The organism is Pseudomonas sp. FBF18 (genome assembly GCF_024261405.1).
Taxonomy (GTDB): Bacteria; Pseudomonadota; Gammaproteobacteria; order Pseudomonadales; family Pseudomonadaceae; genus Aquipseudomonas; species Aquipseudomonas palmensis.
Genome location: NZ_QKRS01000025.1, coordinates 23,316 through 42,774 on the forward strand (window position 1 = coordinate 23,316; position 19,459 = coordinate 42,774).

Genomic DNA, 19,459 nt, shown 5'->3' on the forward strand with positions numbered 1-19,459 from the left:
TCATGCGCGCCAGCCTTCGGGCTGGCGCGCTGCTGTTCATCTGCACACGGTCGGTATCGATGCGCCTTTTCCCTGCTTTGTTTCGTGGTTGTTCCTGTCTGTCGCTGCTGGCGGCCCTCTTGTTGCTGTGCCTGCCGGGCATCGCCAGCGCCGCCGAGGTCGATGGCGCGCGCATGGGCCTGCTGTGGGGCGTGCCGTTTGCCGGCATCCTGCTGAGCATCGCCTTGCTGCCCATCGTGGCCGCACCGCTGTGGCATCACCATTTCGGCAAGATCACCCTGGGCTGGACGCTGCTGTTCGCGCTGCCGTTCTGCTTTGCCTTCGGCTGGCACGCCAGCCTGGGGCTGGGCGTGCACGTACTGCTGGCCGAGTACCTGCCGTTCATCATCCTGCTGTTTGCGCTGTTCACCATTTCGGGCGGGATCGTGGTGGAGGGCAACCTGCATGGCTCGCCGTGGCTCAACACGCGGTTGCTGGCGCTGGGGGCGGTGCTGGCCTCGGTGATGGGCACCACGGGGGCGGCGATGCTGCTGATCCGCCCGCTGCTGCGTGCCAACGACAACCGCAAGCACACCGCGCACGTGGTGGTGTTCTTCATCTTTCTGGTGGCCAACGTCGGCGGCGGCCTGACCCCGTTGGGCGACCCGCCGTTGTTCCTGGGTTTTCTCAAGGGTGTGAGCTTTGCCTGGACCCTGCAGCACATGGCCTTGCCGGTGGTGCTGCTGGCGGTGCCGTTGCTGGGCGTGTTCTACCTGATCGACCGCTACTACTATCGCCGCGAAAACGAGATGCTGGCCGAAGACCCGACGCCGGATGCGCCGTTGCGCCTGCTGGGCAAGCGCAACTTCCTGCTGTTGGCGGGCGTGGTGCTGGCGGTATTGATGTCGGGCCTCTGGAAACCGGGGATTGGCGTCGAGCTGATGGGCACTCGGGTCGAGGTGCAGAACCTGTTGCGTGACGGCCTGCTGGTGGTACTGGCCTTGCTGTCGTTGTGGTTCACCCCGCGCGGCCTGCGGGTTGCCAACGAGTTCGACTGGGGGCCGATCGTCGAGGTGGCCAAGTTGTTTGCGGGCATCTTTCTCACCATTGCCCCGGTGATTGCGATATTGCGGGCCGGCAGTGACGGCCAGTTGGCGTGGTTGGTGGCGAGCGTGAGTGGTGCGCAGGGCGAGCCGATCGACAGCATGTACTTCTGGTTGAGCGGGACCTTGTCGAGCTTCCTGGACAATGCGCCGACCTATTTGCTGTTCTTCAACATGGCGGCTGGGGATGCGCAGGTGTTGATGGAGCGCATGCCGCAGACCTTGCTGGCGATCTCCATGGGCTCGGTGTTCATGGGGGCGATGACCTACATTGGCAACGCGCCGAACTTCATGGTCAAGGCGATAGCCGAGCAGCGCGGGGTGAAGATGCCGAGCTTCTTCGGGTACATGGCGTGGTCGTGTGCGGTGCTGTTGCCGTTGCTGGTGGTGTTGACGCTGGTGATGCTGTAAAGCCACCCCAACCCCCAACCCCCAACCCCCAAAGGCCATGATGGCCCTACTGCGATCTTCGGCCGAACAAACAAGGCTGACAACACCGATCCTGCAGGCCATGGCACGTTGCAGCAAATGTGGGAGCGGGCTTGACCCGCGATGCGCCGCGCGGGCGGCGCTCGATCCTGAGGGCGCTGCAAAGGTGTCGACTGGCCTATGATGGCCCTACTGCGATCTTCGGCCGAACAAACAAGGCTGACAACACCGATCCTGCAGGCCATGGCCTGTGGGATTTGCATCGCCAGCCCTGGTGCCCGGCTTCAGATTTTTGTCGTCCCAACAACCTCAGCGCTTGCCCAGTATCTTCCCCAACATCTCTGGCCGCGGCGCACCCTGCTGGGTCTGCAACTGCCCCTTGTCATCCAGGTAGAAGATCGCCGGCGTAGCCGACAACCCCAGCTCCTCCATCAGCGCCAGGTTCGCATCCAGCTTGGCCTGCACCTGCGCCGGAATCTTCGCCAGCGGCTTGAGCGTGCTGGCCTTGCCCGCGCTTTCATGGGCCTGCAAGGCCTTCTGCGGGTCGGCGCTGGCCAGCAACGCGGCCGACTTGGCCGGGCTGTCGGCGCGGATGATGCCGACCATGATGTGGCGCAACTGCACCTTGCCCGAGTCCACCCACGGCCGTGCCTGCTGCCAGAACATGTTGCAGTACGGGCAGTTGGGGTCGCTGAACAGGTACACCACCCGCGGTGCATCGGCCTTGCCATCGGCAATCCACGCGGTCTTGTCGAGCTTGGCCCACACCTGCTTGGCCATGGGCGCATACACCAGCTTCTCCAGCGGCGCCTCGCTCAGGTCCTGGCCCTGTTCGTCGAACAGGCTGCCAACCAGCACGTGCTTGCCGTCCGGGGTCAGGTACAGGGCCACGCCACGGTTCTGGAACTGCGCGGCATAACCTTTCAGGCCATTGGGCGCATCGAAGCTGCCGGTGACCTTGGCGCCCTTGGCCTCGATCTGCTGCACGGCCTTGGGCAATTCTTCGGCGACGGCCAGTTGGGTGGCGAACATGCCCAGGGCGAGGGTAATGGCGGAAACTTTCATGGTGTCGTCCTTGCTGGAACGGTGGGAGCGAGCGCGGTATCGCGGTCGAAGGATTCGAGGGCATGGCGCAGGCTGGCACGGGACAGCTCCCCCAGGTGGCTGCCCACCAGGCGCCCCTCGGCGTCGTAGAACAGGGTGGTTGGCAGCGCCATGGAGCCGACCTGCTGGGCCAGCTGGCCACCGGTATCGAACAGTACATGGGACAGGTTCAGGCCGGTGGTGGCCAGGAAGTTGGTGACGATCTGCGGGGTTTCGCCCTGGTTGACGAACAGGAAGGTCACGTCCGGATAATCATGCTGGGCCTGTTGCAGCACCGGCATCTCGCGCCGGCACGGCGGGCACCAGGTGGCCCACAGGTTGATCACCAACGGCCGGCCGCGGTGGCTGTGTAGCGCCACCGAATGGCCCTGGGCATCGCGCAGGGCCAGGTCCGGCAGTTGCGTGCCCTGCTCGTAGAGGTGGCTGGCCCAGCTGGCCAGCAACCAGAACAGCGCGCCGCTGAACAGGCCCCAGCCCAGTGGCCGGCGCAGGCTCGCCTGGCGCCAGGAGTACCAGGCCGCCCCCAGCAGCACCGCCACCAGGCCGGCCCAGGGCAAAAAGCCGCCATCGCGGATGTCGATGATCTGCACCGGGTCTTCGGCATACATCGACCAGTAGCGCGCCACGAACCCCAGCCGGGCGCACAGCAGGCCAAGCAGGAACAGGCGAAACAGTGCGGCCTCGGGGTTGTCGCCGCCGCGCCTGGCCACCCGCCAGCCCACCAGCGTGGCCAGGCCCAGGGCGCAGAGCAGCAGCAGGTGGTCGAGGGCGATGGTCAGGGGGCCCAGGTTAACGGTCAGCATCAGCCTTGGCTCCGGGTGTCGGTCCAGTGTTGCAGGAAGGTGGCGGCGTTGACTTCACCGGTGATGCGCCTGGCCCGGCGCTCGTCGCCCTCGGGGCCGATCCACAGCATGCTCGGCGGGCCGGGCACCTGGTAGCGCTGCAGCAGCTGCTGGCTGGCCGGGGCATCGGCGGTCACGTCCAGGCGTACCAGGCGCACGCCTTCCAGCGCGGCGAGCACGTCGGGGCGGGCGAACACCTGTTTTTCCATGACTTTGCACGACACGCACCAGTCGGCGTAGTAATCCAGGAACACCCACTGCCCCTGGGCCTTGGCGGCGTCCAGCTGCGCCTGCAGCTCGGCCGGGGTGCGCACCGTGGTGAAGGCGTCGGCGTGGGGCGCAGCCACGGCATTGCCGGTGCCACCGGCATAGGGTTGCAGGGGCTGCAGCAGGTTGCTCGCGCCACCGGCCGCGCCCACCACCAGCAAGACGCCCCACAGGCCCGCCAGCAGCACGGCCGGTTGCAGGGCGAGCAGGGTGTGGACCGCGGACCAGGCGCCCCAGGCCAGCGCAATCAGCCAGGCCCCGCACAGGCCCAGCCACAGCGCAGGGTCGAGCACCGCGCGCAGGGTGTACAGCGCCATGCCCAGGAACACGAAGCCGAACACCGCCTTGACCCGGTTCATCCAGGCCCCCGGACGTGGCAGGTAGCGGTTGCCCACGGTCACCAGCAGCAACAGCGGCAGGCCCATGCCCAGCCCCAGGCTGAACAGCACCAGCGCGCCATGCACGGCATTGCCGCTCTGCGCGATGTACAGCAGCGCGCCGGCCAGCGGGGCGGTCATGCACGGCCCCATCAGCAGGCCCGACAAGGCCCCCAGCAGTACCGCGCCATACAGATTGCCGCCACGGGTGTTGCGGCCTGCGCGCTCCAGGCGGTCGCGCACGAAGGTGGGCAGCTGCAGCTCGAAGGCGCCGAACATCGGCAGGGCCAGCAGCACGAACAGCGCGGCCAGGCTGCCCAGCAGCCAAGGCTGCTGCAGCCATGCCTGCAGGCTGGCGCCAAGCAGTGCGGCAACCACGCCCAGGGCGGCATACACCAGCGCCATGCTCAGTACGTAGGCGCCTGCCAGCACCAGCCCGCGGCGGGTGCTGGCGCCGTTGCCCATCACCAGCCCGGCCAGGATCGGCAGCATCGGCAACGAACAGGGGGTAAAGGCCAGCAGCAGTCCCAGGCCGAAGAAGGCCAGCAGGCTCCAGGCCAGCGGGTGTTCGCCGAGGCTGCCGGCCAGGGCCTGGTCGCTGGCCTGTTCGGCGCCTGCGGCCTGCCCGCCCAGGTCGACCGGGCTGGTTTGGGGCGGGTAGCACAGCCCCGCGTCGGCACAGCCCTGCCAGCCCATGCGCAACTGGCCGGTGGCGTTGGCCGGTATCAGCAGCTCGAGTTCGCCGCGGTACACCTGGGTTTCGCCGAAGTACTCGTCGCTGTGGGGCAGGGCCGGCGGCAGTGGTGGTACCGCCTCGGGGGCCAGGCCATCGAACTTCAGACGCTTCTGGTACAGGTAGTAGCCGTCGCTGATCTGCCAGTGCAGGCGCATCTGCCCCGAGGGCAGGCGCTCGCTGCTGAACACGAAGGCCTTTTCCACGGGCAGGAATTCGCTCTGGGCAAAAGGGTTGTTGAAGGGCTGGGCCTGGCTCAGCGAACTGAACAGCCACAGCAGGGCTAGAAGAAATACGCGCATGTCGACGCCTTGGCAGTGCGATAAGCCCGCAAGACTGACCGGCATGGATTAACCCAGGGTTAACCGATGGGCAGCCGTCGCCTCGCAGGCGACGTGTGCGCCTGGGCGCGGCATAATCCCCGGTTAATCCGCCTGTGGCCCACTGGGCCTTTCTGCCAACGACCGAGCCCGCCCCATGCACGTACTGCTCTGTGAAGACGATGACCTGATCGCCAGCGGCATCATTGCCGGCCTGAGTGCCCAGGGCCTGACCGTCGACCGCGTGGCCAGCGCCAGTGCGGCGCGGGCGATGCTGCAGGCCGCGCATTTCGACGTGATGGTGCTGGACCTGGGGCTGCCCGACGAAGACGGCCTCAAGCTGCTGCAACGCCTGCGCCAGCAGGGCCACAGCCTGCCGGTGCTGATCCTGACCGCGCGCGATGCGGTCACCGACCGGGTCGACGGGCTGCAGGCCGGCGCCGACGACTACCTGCTCAAACCCTTCGATCTGCGCGAGCTGGCCGCGCGCCTGCACACCCTGCTGCGCCGCGTGGCCGGGCGCTGTGTCAACGTCATCGAACACGGCCCGCTGAGCTTCGACCCCTCCAGCTGCGAAGCGCACCTGGCCGGTCAGCCGGTGGACCTGTCGCGCCGCGAACAGGCGCTGCTCCAGGCCCTGCTGCAGAACCGCGGCCGGGTGCTGTCCAGCGAGCAGCTCAAGGACAGCGTCTACGGCTTTGGCGACGAGGTCGAAAGCAATGCCCTGAACGTGCACATCCATCACCTGCGCCGCAAGCTGGGCAACGGCATCGTCGAGACCGTGCGCGGCCTGGGTTATCGCCTGGGGCCGGCCCAGGTGCCGCAGGCGTTGCAACGATGAGCCTGCGCCTGCGCCTGAGCCTGATTCTGGGCACTGCCTTCATCCTGATCTGGGCCCTGGCCGCGACGTGGATGCTGTGCGACCTGCGTCAGCAGATGATGTTCTCTCTCGACCAGCGCCTGGTGGCGTCGGCGCGCATGGTCGCCGGGCTGATCGACCAGTTGCCGCAGCCGCTGACCAGCAAGGGTGAGGGCACGCGCCTGAGCACCGACCAGTTCAGCATCCCCGATGGCATGGCCTGCCAGGTCAGCTCGCTGCGCGGCGAGATCCTGGCGCGCAGCCACAACCATGCCGACCAGACCCTCGACGATCAGCGCAGCGGCTTTCACGACCAGATGATCGATGGCGCACTGTGGCGCAGCTTCACCTATGCACGCGGCGACGTGCGCATCACCACTGCCGACCGGCACCTGGAGCGCGAGGCGCTGAACCGCTCGATCCTGCTGGCGGCCTCGGCCCCTGTGCTGGTGGCGTTGCTGGGCAGCCTCGGGCTGCTGTGGCTGGGGGTGGGCAAGGGCCTGGCGCCGCTCAACCGCATGCGCGACGCACTGCGCAGGCGCAGCCCCGATTCGCTGGAGCCGTTGCAGGTGCGTGCCCTGCCCAGCGAATTGCAGCCGTTGCTCGAAACCCAGAACCAGCTGTTCCAGCGCATCGGCCAGACCATCGAGCGCGAACGGCGCCTGACCGGCGATGCCGCGCATGAACTGCGCAGCCCGCTGACGGCGATCAAGACCCACCTGCAAGTGGCCCGCATGACCGATGGCAAGGTGCGCGAGCAGGCCCTGGAGCATGCCGAGCAGGGCGCCGATCGCCTGCACCGTACCCTGGAGCAGCTGCTGTTGCTGGCGCGGGTGGAGGGCAGCCTGTCGTTCGATGATGGCGTGCAGTACAGCGCCGAGCAGATCGCCCGCCAGGCCATCCAGGATGCGGGCCTGGGCGACAACCGGCGCATCGTGCTGCAGGTTGCGGCGCCGGCGGCCCAGGTGTTTCCCGACATGCCCGCGGCGCTGGCGGTGGCGGCCTTGCGCAACCTGCTGGACAACGCCCTGCGCCACAGCGCCGCCGATGCGCCGGTGGAGCTGCATGTTCAGGTCGAGGCGAACACCGTGGGCTTTCTGGTACGCGACCATGGGCCGGGCATCGATGCACAGAACCTGCAGCATGTGACCCAGCGTTTCTGGCGCAATGGCCATAGCGAAGGCTGTGGCCTGGGCCTGGCGATCGTGCAGGCGATCGTGCAGCGCTGCGCCTGCTCGCTGACGTTCGACAGCCACGCCGACGGCTTGCGCGTGTTGCTGCAGATGCCGTTGCGTGCACATCAAATGTAACCCCGCCGGCCTCGTCAGGCGCCGGTCGCCCCCGTAAGGTGTGGACCGCACAGCACCAGGGAGTACTCATGGACGAACGGATTCGCATTGCCAGGGCCCGGCCGGCCGAGGCCGCCCTGATCGAGCGGCTGATGCAGCAGAGCATCGCCACCGCAGCCGACCAGGATCATCACGGCGACCTGCAGGTGATCGACGCCTGGTCGCGCAGCAAGCAGCGTGCGCAGATCACCGACTGGCTGGGCGACCCGGCCCTGTACCTGAACCTGGGGCGCTGGCAGGGTCGCCCGGTGGCTACCGCGCTGGCCTTGCGCAGCGGCGAGATCTGCCAGTGCTTCGTGCAGCGCGACCACACCGGGCGTGGCATCGGTCGGGCACTGGTGCTGGACCTGGAGCACGCCTTGCGCCGCTGGGGCTGTACCCATGCATCGCTGTACAGCACCGCCTCGGCCCAGGATTTTTTCGCACGCCTGGGTTATTCGCCCAGCGGTGATGCGCTGGGATTTCATGGCCTGCACCTGCAACTGATGCACAAAACCTTCTAGAAGACCGCCCCGCGCGCTAAATCCGCAGGGCGTTGGTGCGTCTTTCAAGCGAGTACACATCCCGACACAACGCTGGCCATCGGCGCGTGGCGGGACCATCCGCTTGCTTGCGAGGGTTACTTCCGATGTCAGTCGCTACCTGCCTTGCCCAGGCACAGCCGGCTTCTTCAGCCGACGAGCCTGGCGAAACGCTTTATCACTTCGAAGATTCGCCACTGCTGACGCGACAGAAGCAGCAGGAGTCCAATGCACGCAGTTACCCGCGGCGCATTCCGCTGGCGCTCAAGCGTGCCCAGGGGCTTTACGTCGAAGACGTCGAGGGCCGCCAGTTCATCGACTGCCTGGCCGGCGCCGGCACCCTGGCCCTGGGCCACAACCACCCGGTGGTGATCGAGGCGATCCAGCAGGTGCTGGCAGACGGCCTGCCGCTGCATACCCTGGACCTGACCACGCCGGTCAAGGACCAGTTCGTGCAGGACCTGTTCGGCCTGCTGCCACCGGCCTTCAGCGCCCAGGCCCGGATCCAGTTCTGCGGGCCGACCGGCACCGATGCGGTGGAGGCCGCGCTCAAGCTGGTACGCACTGCCACCGGGCGCAGCACGGTGCTGTCGTTCCAGGGCGGCTACCACGGCATGAGCCTGGGCGCGCTGAGCCTGATGGGCAGCCTGGGGCCGAAGAAACCGATGGGCGCGCTGCTGGGCAACGGCGTTCAGTTCCTGCCATACCCCTACGACTACCGCTGCCCGTTCGGGCTGGGCGGCGAGCAGGGCGTGCAGGTCAACCTGCGCTACCTGGAAAACCTGCTGAGCGACCCCGAAGGCGGCGTGCAGTTGCCGGCGGCGGTGATCGTCGAGGTGGTGCAGGGCGAGGGCGGCATGATCCCGGCCGACCTCGACTGGCTGCGCGGCGTGCGGCGCATCACCGAGCAGGCGGGCGTGGCGCTGATCGTCGACGAGATCCAGAGCGGCTTTGCCCGCACCGGCAGGATGTTCGCCTTCGAGCACGCCGGCATCGTGCCGGACGTGGTGGTGCTGTCCAAGGCCATCGGCGGCAGCCTGCCGCTGGCAGTGGTGGTGTACCGCGACTGGCTCGACACCTGGCTGCCGGGCGCCCACGCCGGCACCTTCCGTGGCAACCAGATGGCCATGGCTGCAGGCTCGGCGGTGATGCGTTATCTCAAGGAACACGACGTGGCTGCCCACGCCGAGGCCATGGGCGCACGGCTGTGCGAGCATCTGGCGGTGCTGCAGCGCGACTTCCCGCACCTGGGCGACATTCGCGGTCGCGGGCTGATGCTCGGCGTCGAGGTGGTGGACCCGCAAGGGGCCGCCGATGCGCTGGGGCATGCGCCGGGGTTCGGCAAGCTGGCCTCGCTGATCCAGAACGAATGCCTCAAGCGCGGGCTGATCATCGAACTGGGTGGGCGCAACGGTTGCGTGGTGCGCTTTCTGCCGCCGCTGATCATTACCGCCGCGCAGGTGGACGACGTGGCCGAGCGCTTCGCCCGCGCCTTGCCGGCGGCCCTGCAGCGTCTGTAAGGCGCGCGGGTGCGATCAGCCCTGGCCGCTGCGCAGGGCCTCGATGTAGCGCATCACCGCGGGCGCCTTCTCGAAACGCCGATGCAGCACGGTGAGGCACGAGGTGGGTTGGCTGTCGGCGATGCGCCGGTAGCTGACCTGCGGCAGGGTGATGTGTTGCAGCACCGACTCGGGCACCAGCGCCACGCCCTGGCCCAGCGAAACCAGGGTGATGACCGCCACCAGGCTACCCGGCTGCGGCCCGAGGCGCGGCACGAAGCCACCCTGGGCGGCGACGGCCAGGGTGCCGGAGATCTGCTCGGGCAAGATGAAGGTTTCGGTGGCCAGGCGTGCGGCCATGATCTGCGGCAGCTCGTTCAACCGCGAGCTGGCCGGCAGGGCCAGGACAAAGCCTTCTTCGTGCAGGTCCATCGCGACCAGTTCGTCGGGCAGGTCCATCGGCGTGCGCACGTAGGCGATATCCAGCACACCGTCACGCACCAGCGCGGGGGACTCGGCCATGGGTTGCTCGCGGATGTTCAGCACCACCCCCGGGTGCGACTGGCTGAAGCGCGTCACCTGCTGCTGGAGCAGCCCCGAAAAGGCCGCCGAGGCCACATAACCCAACTCGATACGCCCCACGTCACCGCGCCCGGCCCGTTGTGCGCCCAGCTGCGCGGCATCGAACTGGCGCACCGCCTGTTCGGCCTCGGGCAGCAGCGCCTCGCCGGCGGCGGTCAGGCACACCTCGCGCTGGCTGCGCTCGAACAGGCGCACACCCAGCTGCCTTTCCATGTCCTGGATCTGCCGGCTCAGGGTCGGCGGGGCGATGCCCAGTTGCTCGGCGGCGCGGGTGAAGTGGCCGAGGCGGGCGACGCTGAGAAAATAGCGGAAATGGCGGATTTCCATGGGGTCTCGTTAGCTGCAGGCTAATGACGCAGGCGATCCTGGCTAACAAGGCCAGGCCGTTGCGGCGGTAATGTGTAGTAACACTACAAGATGCGTGACGTGGCGGCAAAGCCGCTGCGCCGATGAGCATCCGGTGGCTACACCGGCCCCGTCGCGGCAGCCTGCTCGGACACCGCGACACCGGCCCCAGATCGCCTTGCACAGGAGCCTTGCAATGTCCTCCGCCCGTTTCACCCTGTTCACGGCTTCGGCCGTGTGCGCCCTGATCATCCTCGACACCAATATCGTCGCCGTCAGCCTGCCGAGCATCGCCCGCGACCTGTCCGGCTCGTTCGCCGACATCGAATGGGTGGTCAGCGCCTACCTGCTGGCCTTCGCCGCACTGCTGCTGCCCGCCGGCAGCCTGGCCGACCGCTTCGGGCGCCGGCGCATGCTGCAACTGGGCCTGGGCCTGTTCGGCCTCGCCTCGCTGGCCTGCGGCGCGGCGCCCACCCTGGTGTTCCTCGACATCGCACGGGCCGCCAAGGGCGTGGGCGCGGCGTTGCTGCTGACCTCGGCACTGGCTGCCATCGGCCACCGCTTCCACGAGCCCGAGGCGCGCATGCGGGCCTGGGCGTTCTGGGGCGCGTGCATGGGCGCGACCATCACCTTCGCGCCGCTGCTGGGCGGGCTGATCGCCAGCACCCTGGGCTGGCGCTGGATCTTCTACATCAACCTGCCGCTGGTGGCGGTGCTGGCGGTGATGGTGCGGCGCAGTGTCGAGGAGTCCCGCGACAGCGCCGCCGCGCGGCTGGACCCGTTTGGCAGCCTGACCTTCGCCGGCAGCCTGGGCTACCTGATCTGGGCGCTGATCGATGCCAACCAGGTCGGCTGGGGCAGTGCCCAGACCCTTGGGCGCCTGGTGATCGCAGCGTTCCTGTTCGGCCTGTTCATTCTGGTGGAGCGCAATCAGGCGCGGCCGATGATCGACCTGCAACTGATGCGCAGCGCACGCTTCATCGGTGCATTGCTGGGCATGTTCGCCTACGCCGCCTGCGCCCAGGTGATGATGACCCTGCTGCCGCTGTACCTGCAGAACGGCCTGCAACTGTCGGCCCTGGCCGCCGGCGCGGGCATGCTGCCGTTTGCCCTGGCGATGCTGCTGACCCCGCGCCTGGGCATGCGCCTGTCGGCGCGGCTGAGCAGCGCCCAGGTGTTCGCCCTGGGCCTGCTGCTGGTGGGCGCGGGCAACCTGCTGTGCGGCGCGGCGGCCAGCTATGGCGGCTACCTGAGCTTCGCCCTGGCCAGCATCGTGCTGGGCGCCGGGGCCGGTCTGCTCAACGGTGACACGCAGAAGAACATCATGGCCTGCGTGCCGCGCGAGCGCACCGGCATGGCCTCGGGCCTGAGCACTACCACGCGCTTTGGTGCCATCGTGCTGGCCATCGGCATTCTGGGCGGCATCCTGGCGGCGCGCAGCGGGCAGTTGCTGCGCGAGGCGGTGGCAGGGGTGGCGCCTGGGCAACTGGACAAGGTCGGCGACATGGCCACCCGGGTTGCCGCCGGTGACCTGCCGGCAGCGCTGGCTATGGTCGACCCGGCACTGCGCGAAACCCTCGCGCCGCTGGCGCAGCACGCCTTCATCGGCGGCTTCGAGACGGTGCTGCAAAGCGCCGGGGTGGCGGCGCTGGTGTTCGCCGTGGTGGTCGGTGTGCTGCTTGGCAGGCCGCTGCCGGTGCCGCAACCGCTGCCGGCGCGCTGATCGCGCGCACGCGGGCGTTCGGCGCAACTGAAAAGCCCCAGGCGTTGCGCACTGGGGCTTTGTTTTTGCCGACCTTCAGGCCTTCGCGGCGAGTGCCTTGATCACTTCATCGATACTGCCCTGCAGCTCGCTCACCGGGTTTTCGCCGCCGCCCTCCAGCACCAGCAGGCGGCTGCCGGCCTTGGCGACTGCCGCAGCTACCGCCTCGCTCGGCTGGCGGTGGTCGAGCACCAGCGCCACGTCGTTGTCCTTGAGCAGAGCGGTCAGCTGTTGCAGTGCCTCGGGGGTCCACTGGTCTTCGGCGGGTACGCTGTAGGCCACCTGCTCCAGGTTCAGCCCGCCGATCAGGTAACCGAAGCGCTCCGACAGGCTTACCACGCTGAGGTTGTCGACTTCGCCCAGGCGCGCTTCGCTGTCGGCACTGAGCTTGAGCAACTGCTGCTTGAGCGTGGCCAGGTTGGCCTCGATTTTCGGCTTGGCGGCCGGCGCCAGGCGCACCAGGTCGGCGGCGGTCACGTCAGCCATGCGCCCCAGGTTGTTGCTCGACAGCCACGGCTGGCTGTTCAGGCCGTCCTTTGGCGCCCCCGGCTGCACCGCAATGCCGGGCAGGCTGCCATCCACCGGGCGTGCGGCATCCACTTCAACGATGCGGATATTGCTGCGCCGCGCCATCGGGTACAGCGGGTCGTCCGCCCATACCGAGCGCAGGCCGATCACCGCATCGGCGTTCACGGCCAGCTTCTGCAGGGCCGGCGCCCCACGCCCGCTGAAGTAGGCGGTCTGGCGCGAGCCGGGCAGGTTGGCCGCGGCGGCGCGTTGCAGCTTCACCTCGCTGCCGTCGAGCAGCAACTGGCCAAGGCCGTAGGTGATGGGCAGGGACGCCAGTACCTGCACCGGGCGCGCGGCTTCGGCGGCCTGTGCGGCAACACTGAAGGCGCCGCTCAGGGCCAGTACCAGGGTCAGTTGGCGAAATGTCGGCTTCATCCGATGTTTCCTTTCAGGCTGGGCAGGGTGCCACGGGCGATGGCGGCCAGGGCGAAGGCCATGCCGGCGACCAGGATGATCGCGGCGCCCGAAGGCAACGGCAGGTCGAACACGATCGGCAGCAGGATGCCGCTCAGGGTGCTGAGGGTGGCGATCACCACCGAGGTCCAGAAAAACCCCTTGAGCGACTGGCTCAGCAGGCGGGCGGCAGCGGCCGGGATCACCAGCAGTGCGCCCACCAGGATCGCGCCGATGACCTTCACCGCGGCCACGGTGATCAGCGTCACCAGCACCACGAACAGGTAGTCCAGGGTCTTCACTGCCACCCCGCGCACTGCCGCCAGCTGCGGGTTGAAGCTGGCCAGCATGATGCGGTTGTACAGCGGCAGGCTCAGGCCCAGCACCAGCGCGCCGACGATGGCCAGCACCAGCAGGTCGTTGCCGTTGACCGTCAGCACCGAGCCGAACAGCACGTTCTCCAGGATGTGCACGTTGATCTTGCCCGCCAGTATCAGCAGCAGGCTTGCGCCCAGCGCCAGCGACACCGACAGGAACACCCCGATCAGGGTGTCCGGGGCCAGCCCGGTGCGGTTGCGCAGGTAGTTGAGCAGCACGCCGAACAGCAGGCAGTAGCCGAACAGGCTGCCGTAGGGGCCGGTATAGGGTTCGCCGAGCAGGATGCCGATGGCCACCCCGGTCAGGGCCGCGTGGCCCACCGCCTCGGAGAAGAACGCAAAGCGCTTGACCACCACCAGCGTGCCCAGCCCGCCCAGCACCGGCCCGATCAGCAGGCCGGCGAGCAGCGCGTTGACCACGAAGCCATAGGCCAGGGCTTCGGGCAGGTAGCCCGAGGACGCCAGGCCCTGGATCATCAGGCGAAATTCTTCATAGTTCATCAGGCGTGGCTCCCGGTCACCGCAGCGCTGCGCGGGTGGGTGGAAAACAGTTGCAGCAGCGCCTCCGGGCGCAGGGCCTGCTCGGGCGGCGCGTCGAAAAGGATGCGCCGGTTGAGGCCGGTGACGTGGTCGGCCAGGCGTTTCACCGCCTCCAGGTCGTGTTCGATCCACAGCACGGTGGTGCCGCTGGCGCGCCAGTCCAGCAGCAGTTGTTCGAAGATGCGGATGCCGGCTTCATCCAGCGCCGACATCGGTTCGTCCAGCACCAGCAGTTGCGGCGCCGGAATCAGCCCCTGGGCCAGCAGCACGCGCTGGCGCTCGCCGCCGGAGAGGGCGCCCATGCGCCGCTTGCGCTTGTCCTGCATGCCCACGCGCTCCAGCGCCTGGCCGATGCTCGCTGCGTAGTGGCGCGACAGCCCCAGGAACGCCGGGCGGCGCTGGCACATGGCGGCCATGAAGTCGTCCACGGTCATCGGCAGGCCACGGTCGAATTCCAGGGCCTGCGGCACGTAGCCGATGCAACCGGGGGCGCCGGCCCAGTGCAGGTTCAGGCGGCCGTGGTGGGGCATCTGGCCGAGCAGGGTCTTGATCAGCGAACTCTTGCCGCCGCCGTTGGGCCCCACCAGCGCATGCACGCTGCCAGGGCGCACCCTGAAGCTCACCTGGTCGAGGATGGTGGTGCGGCCCAGGGTCAGGCCAACGGCGTCGAACTCCACGCCGGGGCCCTGGCTGGCAAGGGTGATCGGCTCGATGGCGCTCATGCCCCGGCCTCCTGGATCGCGCGCACCACGGTATCGAGGTTGCTGGTCATCTCCTTTTCGTACTTTTCGGCGCTGTAGTCGCCGTAGGAGATGTGCGACAGCGGGTACAGGCGCACGCCGGACTCACGCTGGATGGTGTCCACATAGGTGGACGGGAAGTCGAGCTCCGAGAAGATCACCTTCACGTCCAGGTCGCGCAGCTGGTTGATGGTCTTCTTCAGCTGGCTGGGGCTCGGTTCGATGCCATGGGCGGGCTCGACCACGGCGGTGACTTCCAGGCCGAATTCACGCAGCAGGTAGTCGTAGGCCGCGTGCACGGTGGCCACGCGCAGGTCGGCATTGGGCGCGCTGGTGAGCTTGGCCAGGGCCTCGGCACGCAGCTGGCGCAGGCGCTTGCCATAGGCGCGGGCATTGGCGGTGTAGGCCTTGGCGTTGGCCGGGTCGAGCTTGCCCAGCTCGCGGGCGATGTTGTTGACCTGGGCGATCGAGGCGCTGATCGACAGGAAGGTGTGCGGGTTGACCACCTTGCCCGCGCCGCGTGCGGCGATGCCGGTGGCCGCCAGCAGCGGCACGTTGGCGTTGGCCTCGATGGTGGCCACGCCAGGCTTTTCGCTGGCCTCGATCATGCGGTCGGCAAAATCGTCATGCCCCACGCCGTTGAGTACCACCACGTCCAGCGTGCCGATGCGCTTGATGTCCTCGGCGCGTGGCTCGTAGGCGTGCGGGTTGAAGCCTGCCGGAATCAGCGGTACCACCTCGGCCTTGTCGCCGACGATGTTGGCCACGTAGCTGTAGTAGGGGTGCAGGGTGATGCCGATACGCAGGCGTTTGGCCTCTTCGGCGTGCGCCAGGGGCGCCAGGCACAGGGCGAGCACGCCGGCCAGGATGCGTCGGCGGTTGACCAGAAACGATGAAATAGACATGGGCAGGCGGTCTTCTCTCAGGTGTATCCGTGGGTTCAGTGCCGATGCTGGCGAGTGACCCCGGCATCGAATTGCGCGACGACCTGTTGCCAGCCCGCAGCGCTCAAGGCGGCGTCGCTGAGGTCGTGGGGGGCGGTGAGGTCGGTGCTGCGGTTGAGCCAGATATCGGCCGGGCTGTCGGGCTGTGCGCCCAGGCGCATCAGAAACGAGCCGGCCACTTCGCTGGCCTGGCTGAGCCCCAGGTAGGCGCCGCCTTCGAGCAACTGCCAGGTGTGGCCGCCACGGCTCACGGCGCTGGCGTCGCGGGCGAACGGGGCGTAGCCCTCGGCATCCAGCTCGGCCGGGGTGGGCAGGCGCTGTTCTTCCTGCTGACGCAGCTGGATCTCCTCCAGGGTAACCCGCAGGTCGGCGTATACCCCTTGCTCGCCGGCCGTGAGGTCGCGGCGCGCATCGAACTGATGGGCCGCCACTTCGCTGGTTTCGGTGGTTTCGCCTCGCCAGCTGACCACCGCGCCGGCCACCAGCAGCACCAGGGCGCAGAACAGCAGCACGTACAGCGTTTCATGGCCGGCACCGGCCGGGCGGATGGTCTGGGTCGTGGTCGGGGTGCTCATGGTGCCTCGATATCGGCCTGGTCGATTTCCACCACATGACCGGGGCCTGCGTCGAACAGCACGTAGAACTCGGCATCGGGGCGCTTGAAGGTGAGCTTGGAGTCTTCGCCCAGCTTGCCGGGCACCAGGATGCTTTCGTCGTAGCCGATCACGTCGAGGGTTACGCCGGGGGCGCCGCTGCCGTCGGAAAAGCCGCCGGTGCACTGGATCTGGCCGCCTTCGATCTGCTTGCATTCGCAGATCGGGTTGTGGGCCAGCGCCAGGTTGCTGAAGGTGGCGAGCGAAGTGAGCAGTGCCGCGCCACCCAGGCGACGCAGCAGGTCAGAAACAGGCATCATTTGCCTCCTTGTTTTTGAAGCCAGGCGACAGTGCTTGGCGAGGCCTTGCTGAGCGGGACCGAACCCTGGTGCATGCTGCCGTCCCAGCCTTCCATGGTCACCCACAGTTCGGCGTCGGGGCTGGTCTTGAGCGGCACCGGCACCGTGGCGCCCATGCGGTAAGGGGAACCGAAGAAGATCCCGCCGGCGGCGCGCAGGCTGCGCGGCTTGCCAATACGCAGGTAGGTGGCCTTGACCTGTGGGATACAGGCTTCGCACAGGCTGGCGTTGAAGCTCTTCATGTAGCCGGCTGCGCCATCCAGGCGCGGTGCCTCGTTGCGCAGCTCGGCCAGCTTCAGGCTCCAGGGACCGACCTGTATATCGCCGACCTCGCGTTCGCCCAGGCCCACGTCGCCGCGAAACAAGGCCACATCGGCGAAGTACTTGGGCATGAAACCCAGCGGTACCAACAACAGCAGTATGTTGATGTGAAAACGCCATTTCAGCCAGAACTGGCGCAGGCGCGAAGGCGGTTGTGCAGCGATTGCCTTGCTCATGCCTGGCTCTCCGAAGGGGTAGGGGTGGCAGCGGCGGCGCGCTTGGCGCGTGCCGGTTTTTCGCTGCGCTTGAGGGCGGTGGCCGTGGCGATGGCGGTGCGCTTGGTCCAGATCAGCAGGCCGCTGAGCACCATCATGCTCAGCAGCAGGCCGAACACGAACCAGATCAGCTTGATCCAGATGCCGCCGAAATCACCGGTATGCAACGGGCGCATCGACTCGGTGACGAATTCGAGCTTGCTGCGGTCGGACAGCAGCTCATGGGCCTCGACCACGCCACTGTAGGGGTTGACCGATGCCGTCTGGTACATCAGCGGGTACCAGCTGCGCCCACCCACTTCGGTGTGGCTGTAGGCGTTGCTCGGCAGGCTGATGAAGCTCACGTCCAGCCCCGGGATCTTGTCGATGGCGATCTTTTCGATGGCATCCAGGCTCAGCACCGGGGCCGGTTGGCCGGCGGGCGCGGTGGGCACGTTCTCGCGGGCGATCACCGGCAGCACCTGGTTGCTGGAAATCGAGATCTGGTTGTCGAACAGAATCGCCTGGATCAGGAACCAGGTGCCGGTGATCGAGATGACCGCGATGAACCAGATCGACCAGATCCCGCTCAGGCGGTGGAAGTCGCCCCAGAAAATCCGCGCACCGTGCTTCAGGCGCAGGGTCGGCTTGAGAAAGCCCTTCCAGAAGCGCTTGTACACCACCAGCCCGGTGACCAGCGAGGCCAGCATCGGCAGCCCCAGCAGCGACACCAGGTACCAGCCCCAGCTGTAGCCATTGGTGAACGGCACCAGCCACCAACCGTGCAGGGCGCGGGTAAAGGCCTGGAAGTTGAACTGCGCCGCCTCGCCCTGGACCACCCCGGTGTACGGGTTGACGTAGAGCGTGGTGGAGCGCGAGTCGGGGTAGGTGACGCTGACGGTCAGGGCGAAATGCGATTCGTCCGGGCGCACGATGGTGCTGACATACACCCCCGGCTGCGCGGCCTCGACGGCGGCGCGCACCTGGTCGAAGCCCAGCATCGGCGGGTCGCCGTCGGGTTTGGAGGCGCGGACCTCGGGCTGCGCCAACCAGACGATTTCCTGGCTGACCACGGCCAGCGTCCCGGTGAAACAGACGATCAGCACGAAGAACCAGATCGGCAGGGCTAGCCAGCTGTGGACCAGAAACCAGAGTTTTGAACGTGACTTTTTCGACATTGGGCAGGCAACTTCGATTCGGAGTGTGGTGAGCATGAGGTTCCGGAGCACGGGGTGTCTGGGCTCAGGCTCGCTCGAAAGGGTGCAGTGGTAATTGTTAGGACGAATGAGAAGCAGAAATCCTGCACTAAAAAATGCAAGCAAATGTTTCCAAGGCTCCCGGCCTGCCGCCCGGAGCCCTGGAAAACGCCTGCGGTCCTACTCGAACGTGCGGCCGGCGCGCCAGTAGCCCATCAGGGTCAGCGCGTTGCGGTCCAGGCCCTGTTCGTTGATCAGAAAGCGCCGGATCTGCATCACCGCAGCCGATTCCCCGGCCACCCAGGCGTAGAAGCTCTGGTGGCTGGCGCTGGCACGCTCCCAGAGGATCTGCTGGTCGATGTCCACCTCCTCGAGGCGGGTGTCGGCGGGCGGGCGTCTGGCGGGCAGGGTGGCCAGCTGGGTCACGGCGTGCACCATGGCCTGGCCCTGGATGCGCTGTTGCTGGTCGCGTGGCAGCCAGTGCAAGGTGGTGCTGGCATTGCAGCGCAGGGCCAGGCAGTCCTGTTGCAGCGGCACCTCGACATAGGCTTCGACCTGGGGCGGGTCATCTTGCCCGGCGAGGGTTTCGAGAATGCCGGCAATGGCTGGCAAGGCGGTTTCATCGCCCACCAGCAGAATGTTGCGCACCCCGGCGGGCGGGTTCCATTCGTAGCCCCCGGGGTCGCCGGCGAAGGCCAGGTTGGGTGCCAGGATCTGCAGACGGTCGCCTGTGCGGGCGTGGGTGGCCCAGGCCGAGGCGGGGCCGTTGACCCCGTGCAGTACGAAATCGATATCCACCTCGGCCTGTTCGCGGCGCAGGGCACGGATGGTGTAGGTGCGCATGGGCGGGCGGCTGGCCTCGGCCAGGGCGCGGCGGGCTTCGTTCCAGTGCAGGTCGTTGGGCAGTTCGGGCGGGCTGCCGTCGGCGGCGGGGAAGAACAGCTTGACCCGTTGATCGGCAGCCAGGGTGTGCATCCGGGCCACGTCCGGGCCGGTGAACACCAGGCGGCTCAGCGACGGGCTCAGTTGGATGCGTTGCTTGAGGGTGACATCGAACAGGCGGTAGGCGCGCTCGGGCTGTGCGCCGGCCAGCTTGCGCAGGCCGCGCCCGACGGCGCGGGTCAGGGAGGAGGCGGTGGACATGGCATAGGCCTTTCTTGC

Annotated in this window: 19 protein-coding genes; 6 read left to right on the top strand and 13 right to left on the bottom strand. The window is 67.6% G+C overall.

Going from position 1 to position 19,459, the window contains the following annotated elements; translation table 11 throughout:
• The first annotated feature begins 119 nt into the window (after positions 1 to 119).
• Positions 120 to 1,493: a sodium:proton antiporter gene (locus DN387_RS25025; protein ID WP_229590412.1), complete on the top strand. Its 1,374-nt coding sequence runs from the start codon at positions 120 to 122 to the stop codon at positions 1,491 to 1,493.
• A 327-nt stretch (positions 1,494 to 1,820) separates the two neighbouring features.
• Here the strand turns inward: DN387_RS25025 and dsbG are convergent, their stop codons facing one another.
• The 3 genes from dsbG to dsbD are packed head-to-tail and all read right to left on the bottom strand — an operon-like array spanning position 1,821 to position 5,136.
• Positions 1,821 to 2,576: a thiol:disulfide interchange protein DsbG gene (gene dsbG, locus DN387_RS25030; RefSeq protein ID WP_043862397.1), complete on the bottom strand. Its 756-nt coding sequence runs from the start codon at positions 2,574 to 2,576 to the stop codon at positions 1,821 to 1,823.
• Positions 2,573 to 3,418, bottom strand: coding sequence for a TlpA disulfide reductase family protein (locus DN387_RS25035; protein WP_054915573.1), 846 nt, complete (start codon positions 3,416 to 3,418; stop codon positions 2,573 to 2,575). The genes dsbG and DN387_RS25035 overlap by 4 nt, the downstream gene beginning before the upstream one ends.
• The gene (dsbD, locus tag DN387_RS25040) at positions 3,418 to 5,136 is read right to left on the bottom strand and encodes a protein-disulfide reductase DsbD (protein ID WP_054915572.1); all 1,719 of its coding nucleotides are present in this window, start codon (positions 5,134 to 5,136) and stop codon (positions 3,418 to 3,420) included. Before dsbD ends, DN387_RS25035 begins: the two co-directional genes overlap by 1 nt.
• A 175-nt stretch (positions 5,137 to 5,311) precedes the next feature.
• Here dsbD and DN387_RS25045 point away from each other — a divergent pair, with 175 nt between their 5' ends.
• The 4 genes from DN387_RS25045 (at position 5,312) to DN387_RS25060 (ending at position 9,403) form a co-directional block, all read left to right on the top strand.
• On the top strand, positions 5,312 to 5,995 hold the full coding sequence (locus DN387_RS25045; RefSeq protein ID WP_043862400.1) for a response regulator: 684 nt from the start codon (positions 5,312 to 5,314) through the stop codon (positions 5,993 to 5,995).
• Positions 5,992 to 7,323: an ATP-binding protein gene (locus DN387_RS25050; protein ID WP_054915571.1), complete on the top strand. Its 1,332-nt coding sequence runs from the start codon at positions 5,992 to 5,994 to the stop codon at positions 7,321 to 7,323. The genes DN387_RS25045 and DN387_RS25050 overlap by 4 nt, the downstream gene beginning before the upstream one ends.
• A 68-nt stretch (positions 7,324 to 7,391) precedes the next feature.
• A complete protein-coding gene (locus tag DN387_RS25055; protein WP_054915570.1) occupies positions 7,392 to 7,865 on the top strand; it encodes a GNAT family N-acetyltransferase in 474 nt (157 codons plus the stop codon).
• Between the two features lie 125 nt (positions 7,866 to 7,990).
• A complete protein-coding gene (locus tag DN387_RS25060) occupies positions 7,991 to 9,403 on the top strand; it encodes an aspartate aminotransferase family protein (RefSeq protein WP_054915569.1) in 1,413 nt (470 codons plus the stop codon).
• A gap of 15 nt (positions 9,404 to 9,418) precedes the next feature.
• Here the strand turns inward: DN387_RS25060 and DN387_RS25065 are convergent, their stop codons facing one another.
• Complete coding sequence (locus DN387_RS25065; protein WP_043862404.1) at positions 9,419 to 10,291, bottom strand: LysR family transcriptional regulator; 873 nt, start codon at positions 10,289 to 10,291, stop codon at positions 9,419 to 9,421.
• Between the two features lie 214 nt (positions 10,292 to 10,505).
• Here DN387_RS25065 and DN387_RS25070 point away from each other — a divergent pair, with 214 nt between their 5' ends.
• Positions 10,506 to 12,032 (top strand): MFS transporter, encoded by a 1,527-nt coding sequence (locus DN387_RS25070; protein WP_054915568.1) that lies wholly within the window; start codon positions 10,506 to 10,508, stop codon positions 12,030 to 12,032.
• A gap of 75 nt (positions 12,033 to 12,107) precedes the next feature.
• On the opposite strand, the gene DN387_RS25075 is transcribed toward DN387_RS25070, so the two are convergent.
• The 9 genes from DN387_RS25075 to DN387_RS25115 form a co-directional block, all read right to left on the bottom strand.
• Positions 12,108 to 13,016, bottom strand: a complete 909-nt coding sequence (locus tag DN387_RS25075; protein ID WP_043862406.1) for a metal ABC transporter solute-binding protein, Zn/Mn family — start codon at positions 13,014 to 13,016, stop codon at positions 12,108 to 12,110.
• Entirely contained in the window at positions 13,013 to 13,912 is a 900-nt protein-coding gene (locus DN387_RS25080; RefSeq protein ID WP_043862407.1) for a metal ABC transporter permease, read from the bottom strand. Before DN387_RS25080 ends, DN387_RS25075 begins: the two co-directional genes overlap by 4 nt.
• Positions 13,912 to 14,673 carry a metal ABC transporter ATP-binding protein gene (locus DN387_RS25085; protein ID WP_054915567.1) on the bottom strand — a complete coding sequence of 254 codons (762 nt, stop codon included), beginning with the start codon at positions 14,671 to 14,673 and terminating at the stop codon, positions 13,912 to 13,914. The genes DN387_RS25080 and DN387_RS25085 overlap by 1 nt, the downstream gene beginning before the upstream one ends.
• Positions 14,670 to 15,596, bottom strand: a complete 927-nt coding sequence (locus tag DN387_RS25090) for a metal ABC transporter substrate-binding protein (protein WP_043862409.1) — start codon at positions 15,594 to 15,596, stop codon at positions 14,670 to 14,672. The genes DN387_RS25085 and DN387_RS25090 overlap by 4 nt, the downstream gene beginning before the upstream one ends.
• A gap of 35 nt (positions 15,597 to 15,631) precedes the next feature.
• A complete protein-coding gene (locus DN387_RS25095) occupies positions 15,632 to 16,210 on the bottom strand; it encodes a DUF6162 family protein (protein ID WP_054915566.1) in 579 nt (192 codons plus the stop codon).
• On the bottom strand, positions 16,207 to 16,545 hold the full coding sequence (locus DN387_RS25100; RefSeq protein WP_043862411.1) for a hypothetical protein: 339 nt from the start codon (positions 16,543 to 16,545) through the stop codon (positions 16,207 to 16,209). The genes DN387_RS25095 and DN387_RS25100 overlap by 4 nt, the downstream gene beginning before the upstream one ends.
• Positions 16,545 to 17,084, bottom strand: coding sequence for a hypothetical protein (locus tag DN387_RS25105; protein ID WP_054915565.1), 540 nt, complete (start codon positions 17,082 to 17,084; stop codon positions 16,545 to 16,547). Before DN387_RS25105 ends, DN387_RS25100 begins: the two co-directional genes overlap by 1 nt.
• Entirely contained in the window at positions 17,081 to 18,280 is a 1,200-nt protein-coding gene (locus DN387_RS25110; protein ID WP_054915564.1) for a PepSY domain-containing protein, read from the bottom strand. Before DN387_RS25110 ends, DN387_RS25105 begins: the two co-directional genes overlap by 4 nt.
• A gap of 198 nt (positions 18,281 to 18,478) precedes the next feature.
• Complete coding sequence (locus tag DN387_RS25115) at positions 18,479 to 19,441, bottom strand: siderophore-interacting protein (protein WP_043862414.1); 963 nt, start codon at positions 19,439 to 19,441, stop codon at positions 18,479 to 18,481.
• Between the last annotated feature and the right edge of the window lie 18 nt (positions 19,442 to 19,459).

What these genes read in the sequence shown, in the direction of transcription:
- DN387_RS25100 (WP_043862411.1), bottom strand. Translation starts at nt 16,545, where the DNA reads ATGCCTGTTTCTGACCTGCTGCGTCGCCTGGGTGGCGCGGCACTGCTC.
- DN387_RS25105 (WP_054915565.1), bottom strand. Translation starts at nt 17,084, where the DNA reads ATGAGCAAGGCAATCGCTGCACAACCGCCTTCGCGCCTGCGCCAGTTC.
- DN387_RS25065 (WP_043862404.1), bottom strand. Translation starts at nt 10,291, where the DNA reads ATGGAAATCCGCCATTTCCGCTATTTTCTCAGCGTCGCCCGCCTCGGC.
- DN387_RS25090 (WP_043862409.1), bottom strand. Translation starts at nt 15,596, where the DNA reads ATGTCTATTTCATCGTTTCTGGTCAACCGCCGACGCATCCTGGCCGGC.
- dsbG (WP_043862397.1), bottom strand. Translation starts at nt 2,576, where the DNA reads ATGAAAGTTTCCGCCATTACCCTCGCCCTGGGCATGTTCGCCACCCAA.
- DN387_RS25045 (WP_043862400.1), top strand. Translation starts at nt 5,312, where the DNA reads ATGCACGTACTGCTCTGTGAAGACGATGACCTGATCGCCAGCGGCATC.
- DN387_RS25050 (WP_054915571.1), top strand. Translation starts at nt 5,992, where the DNA reads ATGAGCCTGCGCCTGCGCCTGAGCCTGATTCTGGGCACTGCCTTCATC.
- DN387_RS25110 (WP_054915564.1), bottom strand. Translation starts at nt 18,280, where the DNA reads ATGTCGAAAAAGTCACGTTCAAAACTCTGGTTTCTGGTCCACAGCTGG.
- DN387_RS25085 (WP_054915567.1), bottom strand. Translation starts at nt 14,673, where the DNA reads ATGAGCGCCATCGAGCCGATCACCCTTGCCAGCCAGGGCCCCGGCGTG.
- DN387_RS25060 (WP_054915569.1), top strand. Translation starts at nt 7,991, where the DNA reads ATGTCAGTCGCTACCTGCCTTGCCCAGGCACAGCCGGCTTCTTCAGCC.
- DN387_RS25075 (WP_043862406.1), bottom strand. Translation starts at nt 13,016, where the DNA reads ATGAAGCCGACATTTCGCCAACTGACCCTGGTACTGGCCCTGAGCGGC.
- DN387_RS25095 (WP_054915566.1), bottom strand. Translation starts at nt 16,210, where the DNA reads ATGAGCACCCCGACCACGACCCAGACCATCCGCCCGGCCGGTGCCGGC.
- dsbD (WP_054915572.1), bottom strand. Translation starts at nt 5,136, where the DNA reads ATGCGCGTATTTCTTCTAGCCCTGCTGTGGCTGTTCAGTTCGCTGAGC.
- DN387_RS25055 (WP_054915570.1), top strand. Translation starts at nt 7,392, where the DNA reads ATGGACGAACGGATTCGCATTGCCAGGGCCCGGCCGGCCGAGGCCGCC.
- DN387_RS25080 (WP_043862407.1), bottom strand. Translation starts at nt 13,912, where the DNA reads ATGAACTATGAAGAATTTCGCCTGATGATCCAGGGCCTGGCGTCCTCG.
- DN387_RS25115 (WP_043862414.1), bottom strand. Translation starts at nt 19,441, where the DNA reads ATGTCCACCGCCTCCTCCCTGACCCGCGCCGTCGGGCGCGGCCTGCGC.
- DN387_RS25070 (WP_054915568.1), top strand. Translation starts at nt 10,506, where the DNA reads ATGTCCTCCGCCCGTTTCACCCTGTTCACGGCTTCGGCCGTGTGCGCC.
- DN387_RS25035 (WP_054915573.1), bottom strand. Translation starts at nt 3,418, where the DNA reads ATGCTGACCGTTAACCTGGGCCCCCTGACCATCGCCCTCGACCACCTG.